General features: G+C 69.3%; 16 protein-coding genes. 6 read left to right on the top strand and 10 right to left on the bottom strand.

Annotated features, from left to right (window positions below):
* Positions 1 to 222: 222 nt before the first annotated feature.
* Positions 223 to 828 (bottom strand): ABATE domain-containing protein, encoded by a 606-nt coding sequence (locus ACZ48Z_RS20900; protein WP_468737338.1) that lies wholly within the window; start codon positions 826 to 828, stop codon positions 223 to 225.
* 85 nt (positions 829 to 913) lie between these two features.
* On the opposite strand from ACZ48Z_RS20900, the gene ACZ48Z_RS20895 reads away from it, so the two are divergent.
* The 4 genes from ACZ48Z_RS20895 to ACZ48Z_RS20880 all read left to right on the top strand — a co-directional run bounded on the left by ACZ48Z_RS20895 (position 914) and on the right by ACZ48Z_RS20880 (position 3,534).
* Entirely contained in the window at positions 914 to 1,684 is a 771-nt protein-coding gene (locus tag ACZ48Z_RS20895) for an MBL fold metallo-hydrolase (protein ID WP_468737337.1), read from the top strand.
* 181 nt (positions 1,685 to 1,865) lie between these two features.
* Complete coding sequence (locus tag ACZ48Z_RS20890; RefSeq protein WP_468737336.1) at positions 1,866 to 2,543, top strand: nucleotidyltransferase domain-containing protein; 678 nt, start codon at positions 1,866 to 1,868, stop codon at positions 2,541 to 2,543.
* Positions 2,540 to 2,812 carry a BON domain-containing protein gene (locus ACZ48Z_RS20885; RefSeq protein WP_468737335.1) on the top strand — a complete coding sequence of 91 codons (273 nt, stop codon included), beginning with the start codon at positions 2,540 to 2,542 and terminating at the stop codon, positions 2,810 to 2,812. Before ACZ48Z_RS20890 ends, ACZ48Z_RS20885 begins: the two co-directional genes overlap by 4 nt.
* Positions 2,809 to 3,534 carry a metallophosphoesterase family protein gene (locus ACZ48Z_RS20880; protein WP_468737334.1) on the top strand — a complete coding sequence of 242 codons (726 nt, stop codon included), beginning with the start codon at positions 2,809 to 2,811 and terminating at the stop codon, positions 3,532 to 3,534. Before ACZ48Z_RS20885 ends, ACZ48Z_RS20880 begins: the two co-directional genes overlap by 4 nt.
* A 71-nt stretch (positions 3,535 to 3,605) precedes the next feature.
* Here ACZ48Z_RS20880 and ACZ48Z_RS20875 read toward each other — a convergent pair whose 3' ends face one another.
* Positions 3,606 to 4,796, bottom strand: a complete 1,191-nt coding sequence (locus ACZ48Z_RS20875; RefSeq protein ID WP_468737333.1) for an amidohydrolase — start codon at positions 4,794 to 4,796, stop codon at positions 3,606 to 3,608.
* A 482-nt stretch (positions 4,797 to 5,278) separates the two neighbouring features.
* Between ACZ48Z_RS20875 and ACZ48Z_RS20870 the strand changes: the two genes are divergently transcribed.
* On the top strand, positions 5,279 to 5,842 hold the full coding sequence (locus ACZ48Z_RS20870; protein WP_468737332.1) for a hemerythrin domain-containing protein: 564 nt from the start codon (positions 5,279 to 5,281) through the stop codon (positions 5,840 to 5,842).
* A gap of 103 nt (positions 5,843 to 5,945) precedes the next feature.
* Here the strand turns inward: ACZ48Z_RS20870 and ACZ48Z_RS20865 are convergent, their stop codons facing one another.
* Together ACZ48Z_RS20865 and ACZ48Z_RS20860 are read right to left on the bottom strand one after the other, a co-directional pair.
* Positions 5,946 to 6,473, bottom strand: coding sequence for a hypothetical protein (locus ACZ48Z_RS20865; protein ID WP_468737331.1), 528 nt, complete (start codon positions 6,471 to 6,473; stop codon positions 5,946 to 5,948).
* A gap of 130 nt (positions 6,474 to 6,603) precedes the next feature.
* Positions 6,604 to 7,398 (bottom strand): maleylpyruvate isomerase family mycothiol-dependent enzyme, encoded by a 795-nt coding sequence (locus tag ACZ48Z_RS20860; RefSeq protein ID WP_468737330.1) that lies wholly within the window; start codon positions 7,396 to 7,398, stop codon positions 6,604 to 6,606.
* 76 nt (positions 7,399 to 7,474) lie between these two features.
* On the opposite strand from ACZ48Z_RS20860, the gene ACZ48Z_RS20855 reads away from it, so the two are divergent.
* On the top strand, positions 7,475 to 8,134 hold the full coding sequence (locus ACZ48Z_RS20855; protein ID WP_468737329.1) for a lipoprotein: 660 nt from the start codon (positions 7,475 to 7,477) through the stop codon (positions 8,132 to 8,134).
* Positions 8,135 to 8,150: 16 nt separating this feature from the next.
* Here the strand turns inward: ACZ48Z_RS20855 and ACZ48Z_RS20850 are convergent, their stop codons facing one another.
* From ACZ48Z_RS20850 to ACZ48Z_RS20825, 6 genes are all read right to left on the bottom strand, one after another.
* Complete coding sequence (locus ACZ48Z_RS20850) at positions 8,151 to 8,789, bottom strand: SRPBCC family protein (RefSeq protein WP_468737328.1); 639 nt, start codon at positions 8,787 to 8,789, stop codon at positions 8,151 to 8,153.
* Positions 8,782 to 9,144 carry an ArsR/SmtB family transcription factor gene (locus tag ACZ48Z_RS20845; RefSeq protein WP_468737368.1) on the bottom strand — a complete coding sequence of 121 codons (363 nt, stop codon included), beginning with the start codon at positions 9,142 to 9,144 and terminating at the stop codon, positions 8,782 to 8,784. The genes ACZ48Z_RS20850 and ACZ48Z_RS20845 overlap by 8 nt, the downstream gene beginning before the upstream one ends.
* A 407-nt stretch (positions 9,145 to 9,551) precedes the next feature.
* Complete coding sequence (locus ACZ48Z_RS20840) at positions 9,552 to 12,131, bottom strand: tryptophanase (RefSeq protein WP_468737327.1); 2,580 nt, start codon at positions 12,129 to 12,131, stop codon at positions 9,552 to 9,554.
* A 325-nt stretch (positions 12,132 to 12,456) separates the two neighbouring features.
* Positions 12,457 to 13,821 (bottom strand): cytochrome P450, encoded by a 1,365-nt coding sequence (locus tag ACZ48Z_RS20835; protein ID WP_468737326.1) that lies wholly within the window; start codon positions 13,819 to 13,821, stop codon positions 12,457 to 12,459.
* 147 nt (positions 13,822 to 13,968) lie between these two features.
* Positions 13,969 to 14,349, bottom strand: a complete 381-nt coding sequence (locus tag ACZ48Z_RS20830) for a DUF742 domain-containing protein (protein ID WP_468737325.1) — start codon at positions 14,347 to 14,349, stop codon at positions 13,969 to 13,971.
* A gap of 683 nt (positions 14,350 to 15,032) precedes the next feature.
* The gene (locus ACZ48Z_RS20825; RefSeq protein ID WP_468737367.1) at positions 15,033 to 16,169 is read right to left on the bottom strand and encodes a DSD1 family PLP-dependent enzyme; all 1,137 of its coding nucleotides are present in this window, start codon (positions 16,167 to 16,169) and stop codon (positions 15,033 to 15,035) included.
* Positions 16,170 to 16,264 lie beyond the last annotated feature (95 nt).

Below are 16,264 nucleotides of genomic sequence, written 5' to 3'. Positions count from 1 at the left end.
CAAAAGAGCCGCACCCGTTGATCACCGACAGGCCGCCTGCTGATCGACCACCGGCCGCCCCGCCAGACCGGCACGCCCGAACTCCGATCGCGGACCAAGTCGTCTCCGATACGCGCGGCGCGTGCCACGGACGTACCCGACTCCCGGCCACGGCCCACATTCGACGGGCCCATTGGATCGGCGGACGGTCCTGAACCGCCGGCGAACCAGTCCGAACCGCCGTCACGCGGGCGCACTGCGCCGGGCGTACGCGCGAGCCGCACGCACCCGGTCGCCGCAGCGGATCGAGCACCAGTGACGGCGACCGTGCGTGCGCAGCAGGTACCGGTCGCAGGGGGCGGCCCCGCAGGCGGCGAGACGCGCGGAGTCCGGGCCTGCGAGCAGGTCCGCGGCATCCGCGGCGAGGACCGCCAGAGCGTGATCGACAGCCTGGTCGGTGGGGTGCTCCTGCACGCGGTACAGGCCGCGGCTCTCGTTCCACGCGATCAACGGGGCGGTGGGCACCCGGGTCAGCGCACGGTTCAGCGCGTCCAGGGACTCGCGTGGAGCGGGCAGGTCGGCGACCCGCGAGGCAAGCAGGGTGCGCACATGCTCGCGCAACCCACGCAGTCGGGCCGCGCACACGTCCTGCAGAGCGATGTCCGGCGCGGTCAGACCGTGTTCGGCGAGCCAGCGCATCGCGGACGTGGGGGTGCCGAGGAGGTCGTAGCTCTGGCCGCCGGGGACGGTGGCGGCACTGTCGGCGAAGTCCAGGGCGGGAAAGCGCTCGGCGCCCGGCGCGGGCGGCAGCACCGGGTGCGCGGTGTCGGCAGCGACGGGTTCATTCATGGGTCTCATGGTATCCCTTGCAGTTTTCCGTGACCCCAAGCTACGGTGCCTCACGGAAACGCAATCAAATATCCGTGAGGCAGCGATGTTCGAGACCCGAGTCGACGACGAACAAGTCCCCGTCCGCACCTTCGGCGGGCCGACCGCCCTGATCGAGTACGGCGGGCTGCGGCTGCTGGTGGACCCCACCTTCGACGCGCCTGGTGACTACCCCGTGGGCAAGGGCCGGGTCCTGACCAAGACGGCGCCGGCGTCCGCCACCCCGGCCGAACTGGGGCGTGTCGACGCGGTGCTGCTCTCCCACGACCAGCACCCGGACAACCTCGACGACTCCGGGCGGGCCCTGCTCGCCGACGTCCCCGTCACCCTCACCACCCCAAGCGGCGCCGACCGACTGGGCGGCACCGCCCGGGGACTGGCTCCCTGGGAATCCGTGGAGTGGGAACGCCCCGACGGCGGCGCCCTCACGGTGACGTCCGCGCCCGCCCTGCACGGCCCCGAGGGCGCCGAGGAGTTCACCGGTGAAGTCACCGGTTTCGTCCTGAGCGCCGAGGATCTGCCCACCGTCTACGTCAGCGGCGACAACGCGTCCCTCGACCTGGTCAGGCAGATCGCCGACCGCTTCGGTCCGGTCGACACCGCGGTCCTCTTCGCCGGTGCCGCCCGCACCCCGCTCTTCGACGGCGCGCTCCTCACTCTCGACAGCGCCCAGGCCGCCGAAGCCGCCGTGATCCTCGGCGCCCGCCGTGTCGTCCCGGTCCACTTCGACAGCTGGGGCCACTTCACGGAAGGCCGTGACGCCCTGGTCGCCGCCTTCACCGCCGCGGCACTCACCGACCGCCTCCAGCTGGGCTGAACCACGACCGGCGGGTCCGCAGGCGCCGGCGAGATGAGGCGTCGTCGGGCGGGAGCGGCGTACGGACCGTCTGCGAGGCGGCGGGTGCCCATCTGCCGTCGTGTCGAAAACGGCGCCCCGGGTACTCGGGGCTCGCCGTCACGGCCCCAGCGGTGCGGGCCGGACCAGGAAGGGGGCAACGATGACGCAGCACGCCGACGACGACGTCGACCGCCACGGGGGCGTCGCCGGACTGCGGCTGGCAACGGGGAACACCACCGGCGACGCGCTCGCCGCGAGCCTGCCCGTCGACCGCAACCAGGCGATCCTGGAGGCGGCTAAGCAGGTCGGGGCGATCCTGAAGCGGGAAGGACACGCGTTCGCACTCGCGGGCAGTGTCGCCGTGTACGCGCACGGCGGTGCCCAGAACCTTCAGCACGACGTCGACTTCGCCATCCGCCCCGAGGACACGCAGGCGGTGGCTGCGACCCTGCGTGAGGCGGGTCTCCCGGTCCGCACTCCTCCGGAGGACTGGCTGCTCAAGGCCGACTGTCTGGGACAGCAGGTCGACCTGATCTTCGAGCTGGCTCACCAGCAGGTCACCACGGAACTGCTGGCGCGCGCGGACGAACTCTCGGTGGACTCGGTGTTCATGCCCGTGCTGTCGCCGACCGATCTGCTGCACAGCCTGCTGTCCGCGTTCTCCGAGCACCACTGCGACTTCGGGGCCGTCCTGCCGATCGCCCGCACCCTGCGGGAGAAGGTCGACTGGGCGGCGGTGCGCCGGGGCTGCGGGGACGCGCCGATGCCGGACGCGTTCTTCTACTTCCTGGAACGCATGGAGGTCATCGAGCCCGTCACGAAGGAGGGACGGTCATGAGCAGGTCCGCGCAGGAACACTCCGGGGAGAACGTCGAGTACCGCGTCGCCCACCTGCGCGACCGGCTGGCCGCGGAGGAACTGGGCGAACTGGGGGTCCGCGCCGAGGTACGGGCCGGGGCGGTCGTGGTCACCGGTACGGTGCCGTCCGCGCAGTGCCGCGACACCGTGCTGCGGACCGTCCGCGAGGAGCTGGCCGGACTCGACGTGCACACCGACGTGCTGGTGGCGGAGACCGCCACCCCCGATCATGCCGAGGAGCTGCCGTGATCCGCGTCGCCGCCGTGGGTGACATCCACATGGGCCCGGAGAGCCAGGGCGTGCTGCGGCCCGCCTTCGACACGCTGCCCGACTGCGCCGATCTGCTGCTGCTGGCCGGGGACCTCACCCGGCACGGCACGCCGGAGGAGGCCCGGGTGGTGGCACAGGAGGTGCGGGGCCTCGCGGTACCCGTCGTGGCCGTCCTCGGCAACCACGACCACCACGACGAGCAGCCCGAGAAGGTCGCGGCCCTCCTGGAGGACGCGGGCGTGCGGGTCCTGGAGGGCGAGGGGACGGTCGTGGAGTGCGGCGGGACACGGGTCGGCGTCGCGGGGACCAAGGGGTTCGGCGGCGGGTTCGTGGGCCGCAGTGCCGGGGAGTTCGGCGAGCCGCTGATGAAGGAGTTCGTACGGTACTCACGGCGCTGCGCGGACGGGCTGCGCACCGCGCTGGAGGAACTGGACCGGCAGGGCTGCGCGACCCGGATCGCGCTCACCCACTTCTCCCCCGTCGCCGACACCCTCGCCGGTGAGCCGCCGGAGATCTATCCGTTTCTCGGCAGCTATCTGCTGGCCGAGGCGATCGACACGGCCGGTGCCGACCTGAGCGTGCACGGACACGCCCACGCGGGCACCGAGCACGGGATGACGGCGGGCGGGGTGCGGGTGCGGAACGTGGCCCAGCCGGTGATCCGGCGGGCCTTCAACGTGTACCACCTGCACTCGGACTGACCTTCAACGTGTGCCCACTGCACTCGGACTGACCTTCACCGTGTGCCACCTGCCCGCGGGCTGACAGGGGCTCAGAGGCGGGCGACGGCCCGGTCGTGGCCGTCCCACGCCTCGTCCCGCAGCTCCGGGCGCAGCAGGACCTCCACCGCCGTGCAGGCCAGTGCCTCCGCTGCGGCGAGCATGACCTGACGGCCGCGCTCGGAGCCGGCCGCGACGGCGAACTCGGGTGTGTGGTCGGAGCCGTCCTCTTCCATGATGGCCACGAACGGGTGGATGGCGGGCACGCGCCCACTGACGTTGCCGACGTCGGAGGACCCCAGGTAGACGCCCGGCGCGGGCGGTGTCATCGAGATGCCCGTCCCCGCGAGATGCCGGGCGAACCGGGTCGAGAGCACCGCGCTGTCCCGGAAGTGCTCGTAGCGCGGCGTGGCGCGTTCCACCGTGACCGTCGTGCCGGTCGCTCGCGCGATCCCCTGCGCGCAGGTGAGCAGTTCGCCCGCCAGGTCTTCCAGGGCGGCCGTGGTCACCGCGCGCAGGCCGAACAGGCCCTCCGCGTACTCGGGGACGATGTTGGTGGCCCTGCCGCCGTCCGTGACGATGCCCTGCACGTGCGAGCCCTCGGGCAGCCGGCGTCCGATCACGGCGAGGGTGTTGAACAGCTGGAGGAGCGCGGCGAGGGCGTCGACGCCCTCGGTGGGGTTGCCGGTCGGGTGGGCGGCGCGACCGTGGAAGCCGACCCGGTACTGGGCCTGCGCGGTCAGCGGCGCCCACTGCCAGCTGTGCACACCGGGATGGAACATCAGTGCCGCGTCGACGTCGTCGAACACTCCGGCGTCGGTCTCGGCGACCTTCCCTCCGCCGCCCTCCTCCGCGGGGGTGCCGATGGCCCACACGGTGCCCGCGTCCCGGTCGAGCACGGCCCGCGCGGCAAGGGCGGCGCCCAGTCCCGCCGCGGCGATCAGGTTGTGGCCGCACGCGTGGCCGAGGCCGGGCAGGGCGTCGTACTCCAGCATCAGGGCCACCGCGGGGCGGGACCTCGTACCGGACCGTGCGGTGAAGGCGGTGGGCAGGCCTGCCACGTCCCGCTGCACCGTGAACCCGGCCCATTCGAGTTCCCCGCACAGCAGCGCCGCAGCCCGGTGCTCCTCGAAGGCGTACTCCGGGTCGGAGTGCAGCATGCGTGCCATGTCCCACAGCCGGTCCGCCCGTGCGGCCACCTCCCCGCGCACTCGCGCGAGCACCTCGTCCACGGCGTCGGTCACATCGGCCTCCTGCGGGGCTGGATACGTGTCTGTCCCGGTGCGGGTTCCATCGTGTGGGCCCCCTTACACCCGGTGAACGTCGTCAACGGGGCAGGGTCACGGGACACGGCCTGCCCGGGTCGACATATCTCACGGACGGCGTGAAGCCCGGCACGGTGCAGAGGTGGGGTGCCGGCGACGCCGCTGCTGCACTCCGGCAGTGACGCCATCGAGGTCGCCGTCGTGGACGGCCGTATCGCGAGGGTGCGGGGGCAGGCGGCGGATCGGTCCACCCCCGGGCGGACTGGAGGCGGTGGCCGAGCGGCTGCTGCTGTACGACCTGAGCTCGCTCCATGCCGGTCTCGGCGTGCGATCCGCACACGCTGCGGCAGACGCGCTGGAGCGACACCTTGATCAGGCAACCGTCCCCGCACCTTGCTGCGAGCCTGTGACCAGGAATAAGGAGTGCGACCGAGGGCACTCGACGGCCGGAGGTGATGAACATGGGACACGGAGGAAACGTCATCGACGAGCTGGTGACCGATCACCACGAGGTCGAGGAACTGTTCGGGAAGATCGAGGCCCTGTCACCCGGTGCGAAGAGCCGGAAGGTGTATGCCGACCAGGCCACCATGGAGCTCATCCGGCACTCGGTGGCCGAGGAGGAGTATCTCTACCCGGCGGTGCGGGAGTACCTGGTCAACGGGAACACCATGGCGGACCGGGAGATCGAGGACCACTCCAAGGCCGAGCAGCTCATGAAGGACCTGGAGGGCTGCGAGGCGGACGATCCCGAGTTCGACCGGTTGATCGGCGAGCTGATGACCGAGGTCCGCTCGCACATCGCCGAGGAGGAGGAAACCCTCTTCCCGCAGCTCCGTGTCGCATGCTCGGAGAAGGAACTCGACGAACTCGGCGAGAAGGTGCGCCGCGCCAAGAAGATGGCGCCGACCCGCCCGCACCCGTCGGCACCGGACACTCCGCCGATGAACAAGCTGATGGCTCCCGGGGCGGGACTGGTCGACCGGCTGCGCGACGCGCTCTCGGGCCGCGGAAAGCACGACTGATACGCGGGTACGGCGGTGCACGGGGTCCCGACGGTGCACAGGAACCCGTCGGTGCACGGGGTCCCGACCGTGGACGGGGTCGGCGCCCGCACAGCGAGCACGCTCAGGCGATGAGGGCCTCGTCCGACCCCAGCCGGGCAAGCAACTCACCCCGGTGCAACGCGGTCACGGCCGCGAGCAGGTCGGGGTGCCTGAGCAGGGCTGCCGCGCGCCGGTCGGTCGCGTCGGGGGTGAGCAGGCGGCGGAAAGCGGCAGGTGTGCCCGCCGTGTGCTCACCCCTGGCGACCTCGGCCACCGCCAGTTCGGCGAGTTCGGGGTCGGTGAGCAGACAGGCCGCCCAGCTGGCCACCACCTCGTCCACCCAGGTGCGCCAGGCCTGCTCCTCGATGTCCCGGCCGGCTGCGCCGTCCGCGCCGATGACCCAGTCGAGGCGGGCGGAGCCGCCCGGGCCCGTCATGCCGAGCAGCGCGGCGTCCATCGCCGTCGGATAGCGCAGCCACGCGGCGGCCGTCACGGCCTGCCTGGCCTGCACTTCGCACAGCGCCGCGGCCAGCGCTCCGCCCGAGGGCGGGTAGGCACAGGTCAGCCAGTGCGCGGTCGCCGCGATGACCGGGGAGAGATCTGCTTGCACTGGCGGGCCGCCCGGGCTGCTGGTGGGAGAGGTGACTGCGCGAACGGTAGCCCGCGGGGTCGGGAGGGCGACATGGCCCGGACCTCTCCCGGCACGTGGCTTCGGCCACACACCGGCACCCGTCGCGCGCCTACGCCTCCAGCCAGAACCGGGTGCGCCGCAGCCACAGGTCCAGCAGCTCCGCGTCCCCACGCGTCCCGACGCCGGGCGCCGGACGGGCGTAGAGGAACAGGAGCAGGTCCGTCACCGGCCCGTTCACGGTCACCGTGCCCACGCCGGATCCGCGCCGCCATACCGGCCGCTGTCCGGTGAGGTCGAGCAGCCACTCCCCCGCCGTCCCCGCGTCGAAGCGGAGGGCACGCCCGGGTCCGAGCAGGTCCGGCTCGCCCGGCACGGGCTCGTAGGCCTCGGGGACGGTCGCGAACTCCAGCCACTCCTCCACGGCGTCCACCGCGAGCCGCTCCTCGACGACGAACTCCGCCCCGGTCACCGTCGCCGCGTCGGCGCGGTGCAGCAGGGTCTCGTAGGTCATGCGCCGGGCCCAGAACATCACCGACTGCTCGACCAGCTGCTCGTCGGCGGGCGTCCACACCCGCACGTCCGGCCCGGCGTCCCGCAGGATGCCGACGAGCTGCCCGGCGCCCTTGACGAGCCAGTCGCCGACGGCTGTGTCGTCCAGGTAGGCGTAGGCGGCGGGGTCGTTGACCATGTCGTCGTCGATCGGTTCGGTGGCCCGGGTCTCCACGATGTCCGCCGCCCAGCGGTGGTCGCCGCCCACGTGCCGCAGCAGCCGGCCGAGGTGCCAGCCGGGGCAGGTGGGCACCGGAGTGGTCGGGTCGGCGCCCTTGACGTGACCGGCGAGCAGTTCGGTCTGGGCGACGATCGCGTCGCAGTAGTCCTCGAAGGTCAACAACGCTTCCCCCATCGCTGCACGATTCGTTATCCCTGCCACCTAACCTGACTCCTCCGGGAACCACTACTGCATATGGGGAGACACGGACATGCCGGTCGGGGCGGGGAACACATGGCGGGGCATGGCCCACGTGGCGTTGCTGGCGGGTGTGCTGACAGGCTGTCAGGAGGCTCCTGAGGGGGACGACGCGAAGACGTCCGCGCGCCCGTCGGCGACGGCGGAGACGTCCGGCAAGGACGGCACGGAAGGCAAGGACGGCACAGTCGGCACGGCCGCGGACAGCGGCGGCACGATCGGCGCCGCGGGCTCTGCGTGCGAGCTGCCCGTCGGCTTCGACATCGCGAAGAGCTGGAAGGCGGAGGCCGTCGAAGCGCCTCTGCGCCAGGGTCCGGTCTCCCTCGCGTGCGAGGTCGACGCGAAGCCCGCGGGCAACATCGGCTTCGTCCGCGTGTGGACCGGTGCGTCCGGTGACGCCGACGCACGGACCGTGCTGGAGGCGTTCGTGGCGGCCGAGGACGGGGCGGACAAGGCGCGATACCGCTCGTTCCGGTCCGGGAAGTTCACCGGCGTGGAGGTCGAGTACCTGTACGCCAGTGAGCTCCTGGACGAGAAGAAGGAGGAGAGCGCCTTCGCCGTCGTCACCGCGGACGGGCCGGTGGTGGTGCACCTCGGCGGGCTGGACACCGAGGAGCACAAGGAGATGCTCCCGGCGTACGAGCTCGCGAAGCGCACCCTGCGCACCGTCTGAGCGGGGAGCCTCGCCGTCAGGCCTGCGTGCCCGTGTAGAACGCGATCGTCGCGGCCGTCGTCCTCGTAGCCGTCTCCGGGTCCGCTCCGGAGGCGGCGTACGCCTCGCCCCATCCCCTGCCCGAGCCGGTGATGAACGCGCTGCCCTCGGGGGTGGTGTGCCAGGTCGCGGCCTCTTCCTTGCTGATCTCGCCGCCCGCGAGATGGAGTCCGAGCCCGTAGAGGCCCAGGTCCCAGCCGACCCCGACGGCGCCGGGCCCGAACCGGTCCCAGAAGTCGTCCGGTACGACGGCCACGTGTTCGAGTTCGAGGACCGTACGTTCCCCGTCCTCGGGTGTGAGGCGCACCTCGACCTCGCTGAAGCCCGGGTCGGGGCCGAACAGCCAGCTCACCCGCAGCCGCTCGGGTTCCACGCACTCCAGGATCTCGCCGCCGGCGTTGCCCTCCAGTTGGTAGCGGCCGCCGACCTTGAGTTCGCCGCTGACCGGCATGAACCAGCGCGCGATCCGCTCGGCAGAGGTGACCGCGTCCCACACGTCGGCGACCTCGGCGTCGTAGGTGCGCCGCAGCAGCACCGTCCGGGCCTCACCGGTCTCCACCTGACGGGTGCCGACCCGTCGGTGCAGTCGGTTGATCTCGTCGGCGATCTCACTCATCCTCGCTCACCTCTCCTTGTCGCCTGCGCTCACGCTTCCCCCGCGCGAGCTCTGTTCCGAGCGCGTCGAGCCGCTGTTCCCAGAAACCCCGGAAGCGCTCCAGCCAGGCGTCCACCTCCCGGAGCGGCGTGGCCTCGACGGCGTACAACCGCCGGTTGCCCTCGGCGCGGACGGAGGCGAAGCCACTGTCCCGCAGGACCTTCAGGTGCTGCGAGACGGCCGGCTGGGAGATCCCGAACTCGTCCCGGATCACGGCACTGACCTCGCCCGACGCCTGCTCCCCCGAGGCGAGCAGCTCCAATATCCGGCGCCTGACCGGATCCCCGAGAACGTCGAACGCGTGCACATGCCCCACTATGCCACCCACCACTTATATAAGCCAGAACTTAATAAAGAAGAGAGGCCGCCGGCGTCCGGCGACCCCTGAGGCCTGATGATCGTTCACGGTGCGAGCGAAGGCGTGGGTCTGCTGCAGGTTCGGCCGAGCTCTACCGCTGCCTGTTTGGCCTGCTTGCCGGCGCGGATCAGCGCGATGACGCGCGCCCGGAACTCCGGAGGACAGGGACGAGGCATGACTGCCAGCCTTCCGTGAAGGGCTGTCAGCTAGCCACCAGCCCTTCCCGCACTCTCATTGAGTGGATGTCCCTCCACTGCTATGCCGCGCGCTCGCACATGCTGCTTTTGAATGCGGCGGCCCGTGCTGGTGTGCCGACCCGCGGCCGGTGGTACAGCACGGGCTGAGTCATCGTCGATTGATTACATTCACGCTCGCGCCAGCTCGATGCTGAAGTGGCGCAGGATCGGGGACTGCTTCACTATTCGGAAGCCCTGGACGCTCTCCGGGTTCGTCGCGATCCGGTGGAGCGTCGCGGCGACGTGGTCGTAGTGGCTCCGCGTGTAGACCCGTCGGGGCAACGCAAGTCTGACCAGTTCGTAGGGAGCGCTCTTGACGGGATTGCCCTCCTCGTCTTCTTCGCCGAGGTAAAGGGAACCCAGCTCGGCCGAGCGGATGCCTCCCTCCAGGTAGAGCTGGCAGGCCAGGGCGTGGCCCGGGTACCGGTGCGGTGGTATGTGGGGCAGCAGGCGGCCGGCGTTGAGATACAGGGCGTGCAGGCCGGGGGGTTCGAGAATGTCGACTCCTGCGGCACGGACCTGATCGGCGAAGTACCGGGCGATGTCGGCTCGTTCCTCGAGATAGGCCGGCTCCGTCACCTCCCGCAGCCCCTGAGCAATCATGGCGAGGTCACGCCCGGCCAGGCCCCCATAGGTCGGGAACCCCTCGGTCGCGATCAGGAGGTTCTGGCACTTCTGAGCGAGTTCGGTGTCGTTGAGCGCAACGAAGCCGCCAATGTGGACGATCCCGTCCTTCTTCGCGCTCATGACGCAGCCGTCAGCCAGGCGGAAGGCTTCTTCCGCGACCTGGCGGGGGGTGCGGTCGCGGTAGGACTCCTCGTGCTGGGTGACGAGCCAGGCGTTCTCCGCGAACCTCGCAGCGTCGAGGATCAGAGGAACGTCGTACCGTCGGCAGAGGCTGGCGGTTTCCTTCAGGTTCCGCATCGAGACCGGCTGCCCCCCGCCTCCGTTGTTGGTGATGGTCATCACCACAGCGGCGACCGGCGCACCACCCGTTGCGCCGAGTTCGCGCTGCAGGGCATCCAGGTCGATGTTCCCCTTGAACGGCTCCTTGCTGTCCAGATCGGCTGCCTCCGGGCAGGGCAGGTTGCGAGCCTCGCAGCCCGCCAGCTCCACGTTGGCTCGCGTGGTGTCGAAGTGGGTGTTGGACAGGACGACCGAGCCGGGGGACAGCAGCGTGCTGAACAGGATGCGTTCCGCAGCGCGCCCCTGATGAACCGGCAGGATGTGCGGGAAGCCGGTCAGTTCAGCCACTGTGTCGCGGAACTTGTAGAAGGATCGCGATCCTGCGTAGGACTCGTCGCCTTCCATTCCCGCCGCGAGTTGCGCGGCGGACAGGGCGCCGGTCCCCGAATCGCTGAGAAGGTCGATGGTCACCTCCTCGGCTCGCAGGTCGAAGAGGCTGTAATGCACGCGTTGCAGAGACTGCTCGCGTTGAGCTCGCGTTGTGATCGGGATGGGTTCGACGACCTTGATTCGGTAGGGCTCCACCGTGGTTGTGCTCCTGTCTTTGTCTGTTGCTCCGCAACGGTTGTGCTGACTGGCGAGGGTCGTTGGGCTGGTCGCTGCTCGCGGCGGCGGCAGTGGGGTGGTCGAAGGGAAGGTGTACGCCTCAGCGGAGATGTAGGCGGTCACGCGCGGTGCTTGGCGGTGTTCGTGGACAAGGGCCAGATAGGCGATGAGCCCTGGTCCAGCGGCCAGTTGTCGCGAAGTGACGGCGGACAGAGCACGTGTCAGTGGCGTGGCGTCGATGCCGTGCTGGTTGAGTGCGGCGACAGCCCGTGCGCGTGCTTCTCCGTCGTGCCGTACATAGGCCCTGATGGGTATGTGGAGGGTGAAGCCGCTGGGGAGACCGGTCGTGGTCTCTGTGAAGGAGTGGCAGGTCAGTGCAGGCAGCTGGTCAAGGCGCAGCTCCGCGCGCGACTCCGACTGCTCCGGTGTGGATGTACCGGAGCCTGCCGCCGTCCGGAAAAATCCCTCCACGACCGCCGGTGACGGGCCATCCGGCATGCGCGAAAGCAGGGCGGCATCAGTGGCCGTCAGATTCTCGTGGCGGACATAGACCTTGGCTCTGGGTGTATCCCAGTCCCCCAGGTCAAGAGCGAAGAACGGGTATCCGTCGCCCGGTGGCAGAGCGGCCAGGCCTTGGTCATAGCCGAGGCGGCGCAGCGCCTCTCGCACGGTCGCGCCGGCTGTGTGTGCCCCGGATGCGGCGGGGTTCAAGTACACCTTCAAACGGGGCACACCACCAGGACGCAACTCCATTGCGCACCACAGGGCCAGCGGACCTTGGGGAGAAGGTGGCAAGAACAGGTCTTCCAGGAGGTCAAGTTGTTGAACGCCGAACCCCCAGCGTTGCGCAAGCCCATGGAGAACGTGCCAGCCTGTCCGGCCGTTCTCGAAGAGGTTGTCCTCGGCGCAGCCAGGCTCGAACAGCAGGCGCAGCGACGGAACCTTCCCGGGCTGACAGGAAAGCGAGAACTCGAACGGCGTGTGGTCGTCCGAAAGGAAGCTACGGGAGGGGGGCGGCAGTGCCAGTGACCGTTGGGCGGCATTGCCCAGCGACTCCACCAGTACATTCGCGTAGGCCTCGGTGTCGCCGCGCGACAGGCCGACGATCTCCCCCAGCAGCCGCAGCTGACTCTCGGCGAGAACTCCGAGTGTCGCGGGCCTCCCCCGGCCTGCGGCATCGAAGTCAGGGGCCCTCACCCGGACCTCCGGCGCGACTCAAAGGGCAGGCCGGAGCGGTCGTGCAGCCGGGGAGTTCCCAAGTGGGTGCCCCCCGGCACGAGGCCGGGATACGCGCCTCGTAAAGCGCATATCCCGGCCTCGATGGAGCGGGGCCGATCAGTTGGTATCAGGAAGCTGAACTGGGTGATCCTCCGTGGAGCAACTGCGTATGGACGTTGAACGGAGTGGCGGCACAGGCGGGGCACCACGTCTCCTTCGGCTGGAAACCGACGAATGCCGCGATTGACTACCCGTGTGATTCAACGTTCATGCGAGAGGCAGCAGTTGACCCATGTTGCCTACGTCACCTCTTCCACCACTTCAGGAACGAGCTCCACACTCCACCCTGCTCCGGCTGCGGTGAAGCGACGTCGCGGCTGACAGTTGGGGCAACGGAGGCGTGGGCGGGCATCGGACGGGGATGCACGGACGCCGTCGGCGGACGAGGTCCCGGCGCGGAAGGGATGGGGGTGAACCGGGCGGGCAAGGCCGCCAGTGCGCGGTTGAACGGGCCAGGGCGCCAGGTGAGGCTGCCCTCGGGCACCGCCAGTTTGATGTCAGGCAGCCGATTGAGCAGGTTCTCGATGGCCGTGTGGGCGATGATTCGGGCAGGTTCTTGGGAGGGGCAGGCATGCGGGCCGGCGCTCCAGGCCAGGTGAGACCGGTCGCCGCTGGACTGGCGGGCCGCCGCGAGTGCAGGGCTGGTGTTGGCGGCGGCGAAGCTGACCAGCATCAGGTCGCCCGCCCGTACCTTCTGCCCGGCGAACTCCATGTCCGAAGCCGCGTAGTGCGGTGCGTAGTTCGACATGGGAGGCGCTTCCCAAAGCGTGTCCTCGATGGCTTTGTCCAACAATCCGTTCATGGCGTAGTGCTCATCTGTGAACAGAAGGTGCAGCGTGTTGCCGATGAGGTTGCGCTCGGGTTCTCCACCGGCGCCGAGGAGAAGGACCAGTTGATGCGCCATCTCTTCATCGCTGAGCTGGCTCGGATGCTGCATGAGCCAGGAGGTGACATCCTCTTCGGGCTTCCGTCGCTTGATGGCCACCAGCTCGGTTACGGCCTCAACAAGTACCTGGTTGGCCTGCTCTGCTTTGACACCGTCGAAGATCCCCGTTATCCCGAACAGGACACGGTCGCCAATTTCAGCCGGGCACCCAAAGAGGTCGTTGAACACGAACAACGGCAGCTGCTTGGCATAGTCATTCATCAAGTCGACTGAGCCGCGAGCGGAGAACTGGGCTATCAAGTAGTCAGATATTTTCCGCGTGTTGTCGCTGAGTCGGCGGGAGTTGATCTTCGCCAGAGTGTCCGTCACTGCCTGACGAAGTCGCAGGTGTTCGGCACCGTCACTGAACATGCAGTTGGGCCGGTACGCGAGCAGGGGGAGCACAGGACTGTCAGGACTGACCTTGCCCTCGTTCAGGTCCCGCCAGCGACGGGAGTCCTTCCGGAAGGAATGGGGGTCCTGCAAGAGTCGAAGGGCTGCGCTGTAGTCAGTGACGAGGGTCGCCTCCACCCCAGGCGCGAGCTCGACGGGGGCAGTCGGGCCGTAAAGCCGCATATATTCGTAGTATTCCTGAGGGTTAGCGGCGAATTCGGTACCGTACAGGGGGACGCGGCCTCCGTGAGCCGGGCAGCCGGGCGGGGGAACGGCTTCAGCGTCGGTCATATTTACTCCTGATCACTCATGTACAAGAAGTGTGAGCGCCTGGGCATACGTCTCTTCATCTCGGCGCCGCGATTGAATAACGAGAAGTACCCTCAGGCCCTTGGGTCCGCCGAAATGGCCGGCGCTCCGTTCGAGCGGCGCCAGGGTTCACCCGAATTTAGCCTCAAGGCCATCCAGAACATTCCGGAGAGCTTGTGCGCCGGATGCCACCCCGTCAGTCCTTGACTGGCGAACCGTGATGTATCCGGTTTCGAGTAACGAAGCAAGAAAAGTTCTCACCACGCTCAGCGGTAGCTGGCTGGTGTGCCCCGCTACTTCAGCGACCGACAGGCAGCCACCCTGGCACAGCTGAAGGATGTGCTTTTCTTCGGGTGATAACCGGCTCGGGAGATGCTGCTTACCCTCGACGGTTGCGATGAACGCGGTGAGCGGAAGCTGCGTCCCCCCGGAAAGTTTCCGCCCTTGCGTGACGACATAAAGCCGAACAAACTCTGGTGACTCGCCGGGATCCAAGCGGATTTCGATCATGGCACCGACCCGACGATCCCGCCGTGAACGGTCAATGTCCACCCATGGGCACCGAAGTTGCCGATCTGAGACCGCTGAAGCAGAGCTCCAGGTTTCCCGCCTCGCCAAGCGGCGGAGGCGGTCGTCACGGGGAATTCGGCAAGCACGACCCAAGATGTCGGGTCTTCTGTGTAGTGCCCCATATGACTCTCTTCGGAGGGCTGAGGGTCAACCGCTTGATCTCATCGACGCGAGTGGAGCACCCAACGGGCGACACCCGATCACAGGTAGGCGCCCGACGGTCATGCAGTCGTTCGCGTCCCACCCCACCGCTTGACAAGTGGCGAGATCATAACATTGGGCCGGACCGACACAGGGTGTCAACTTGCGAACCATTGGGCATGGTTGACACCCAGTCAGCGGACCCGGCTGCCCGACTTGGACGATCCGCTGGTGCCCGGCGCCACGACCTGCCGCCGGCTTCTGCCACCGCCTCATGTGGTCGTTGGACACGGTCCTCCATGACGGGTTTGACGAACACCGTGGCAGCTGTGTTCGTACACCCGTGACGTCGGCGAGGACGACCTGCCGGCTTCGGGTTTTGTCCGTCGCCTTCCGGCATGACAAGTGGGTGGTGCCCCGAACCGGAAGCGGCGCCTGTGCGTCGGGCCCACCAAGGCGCGACACCGGGGCGCCGTAGAGGATCACCACCCGCTGACGCGGTTCCAGACCGCCTCGACGACGGGCGCGCCCTTCGCCGGTCGAGTGCTGTCGACGACGTGGTAGCCGTGGTGCTGGGCCGCGGTGGCGCAGGCGTGGTTGGGCAGGATGCGCAGCCGGGTGCCGATGGGCAGGTCGGGCAGGCGGCTGCCGTCGCGGGCCGTGAGGGTGCCGTGTTCCTGGCTGGCGGCCGTCATGACCAGGCCCGGCAGGAGGTTTCCGGCGAGGTCGGTGACCAGGCCGTAGCCCTGGTCCTGCGCCTGGGCCGCGGTGCCGCGATCGCGGGACATGGCCATCCAGCCGCCGTCGGTGACGACCCACCCGTACTCGGGGCGATGGCCGATGACGGTGACGACGACCGACAGAGCGAGGTCCTCCAGGCGGCAGACGCCGAGGCCGGCCATCACCAGGTCGAAGAACACGTAGTTGCCCGCGCGCAGTTCGGTGACACCGGTGAGGTCGTCGGCGGCGTGGGCGGTGGGTGTGGAGCCGACGCTGACGGTGGCCACGGGCAGGCCTTCCGCCCGCAGCCGCTCGGCCGCGGCGACGGCGCTGTCGCGTTCGTTCTTCGCGGCCAGGCGCTGGTCCTCGGCGGTGCGGGCGAAGTAGGACTCGCCCGCGTGCGTCAACACCCCGTCCAGGCAGCCCTGTTCGTGCAGGACGTGCCCGATCCTCGCAAGGACCGGGGCGTCGGGCCGCAGGCCGCCGCGGTGGCCGTCGCAGTCGATCTCGATCTGGGCCGGGACGGGACGCCCGGCACGACGGGACGCCTCCGCGACGAACTCCGCCTGCTCGACGCTGTCCAGCAGGACACGCACGGTCACCCCACGACGCAACAGCGCGACGACACGCGGGAGTTTGTGGGGGTCGATACCGACGGCATAGGTGATGTCGGTGTAACCGCCGTCTGCGAACGCCTCCGCCTCGGCCAGGGTGGAGACGGTGACCGGGCAGGGCCGGTCACCGGCGTGCAGCAGGGCGGCGACGTCGAGGCTCTTGGCCGTCTTCACATGGGGGCGCAGGGTGACGCCGAGCCGGTCGGCCCTGGCCGCCAGCCGTTCGATGTTGCGCCTGCTCCGGTGGACGTCGACGACGGCGAACGGGGTGTCGGGGTCGGCCAGAGTGAGCGCGGTGGCGCTTGCGGTGGCACTTGCGCTTGCGCTTGCGCTTGCGCTTGCGGAGAGGTTCTCGGGGGTCACAGCTGGATGTCCGTCTT

Source organism: Streptomyces sp. NPDC031225 (assembly GCF_055570355.1).
The sequence above is the reverse complement of the archived record's forward strand: the minus strand, read 5'-3'. Positions and strand labels throughout refer to the sequence as shown.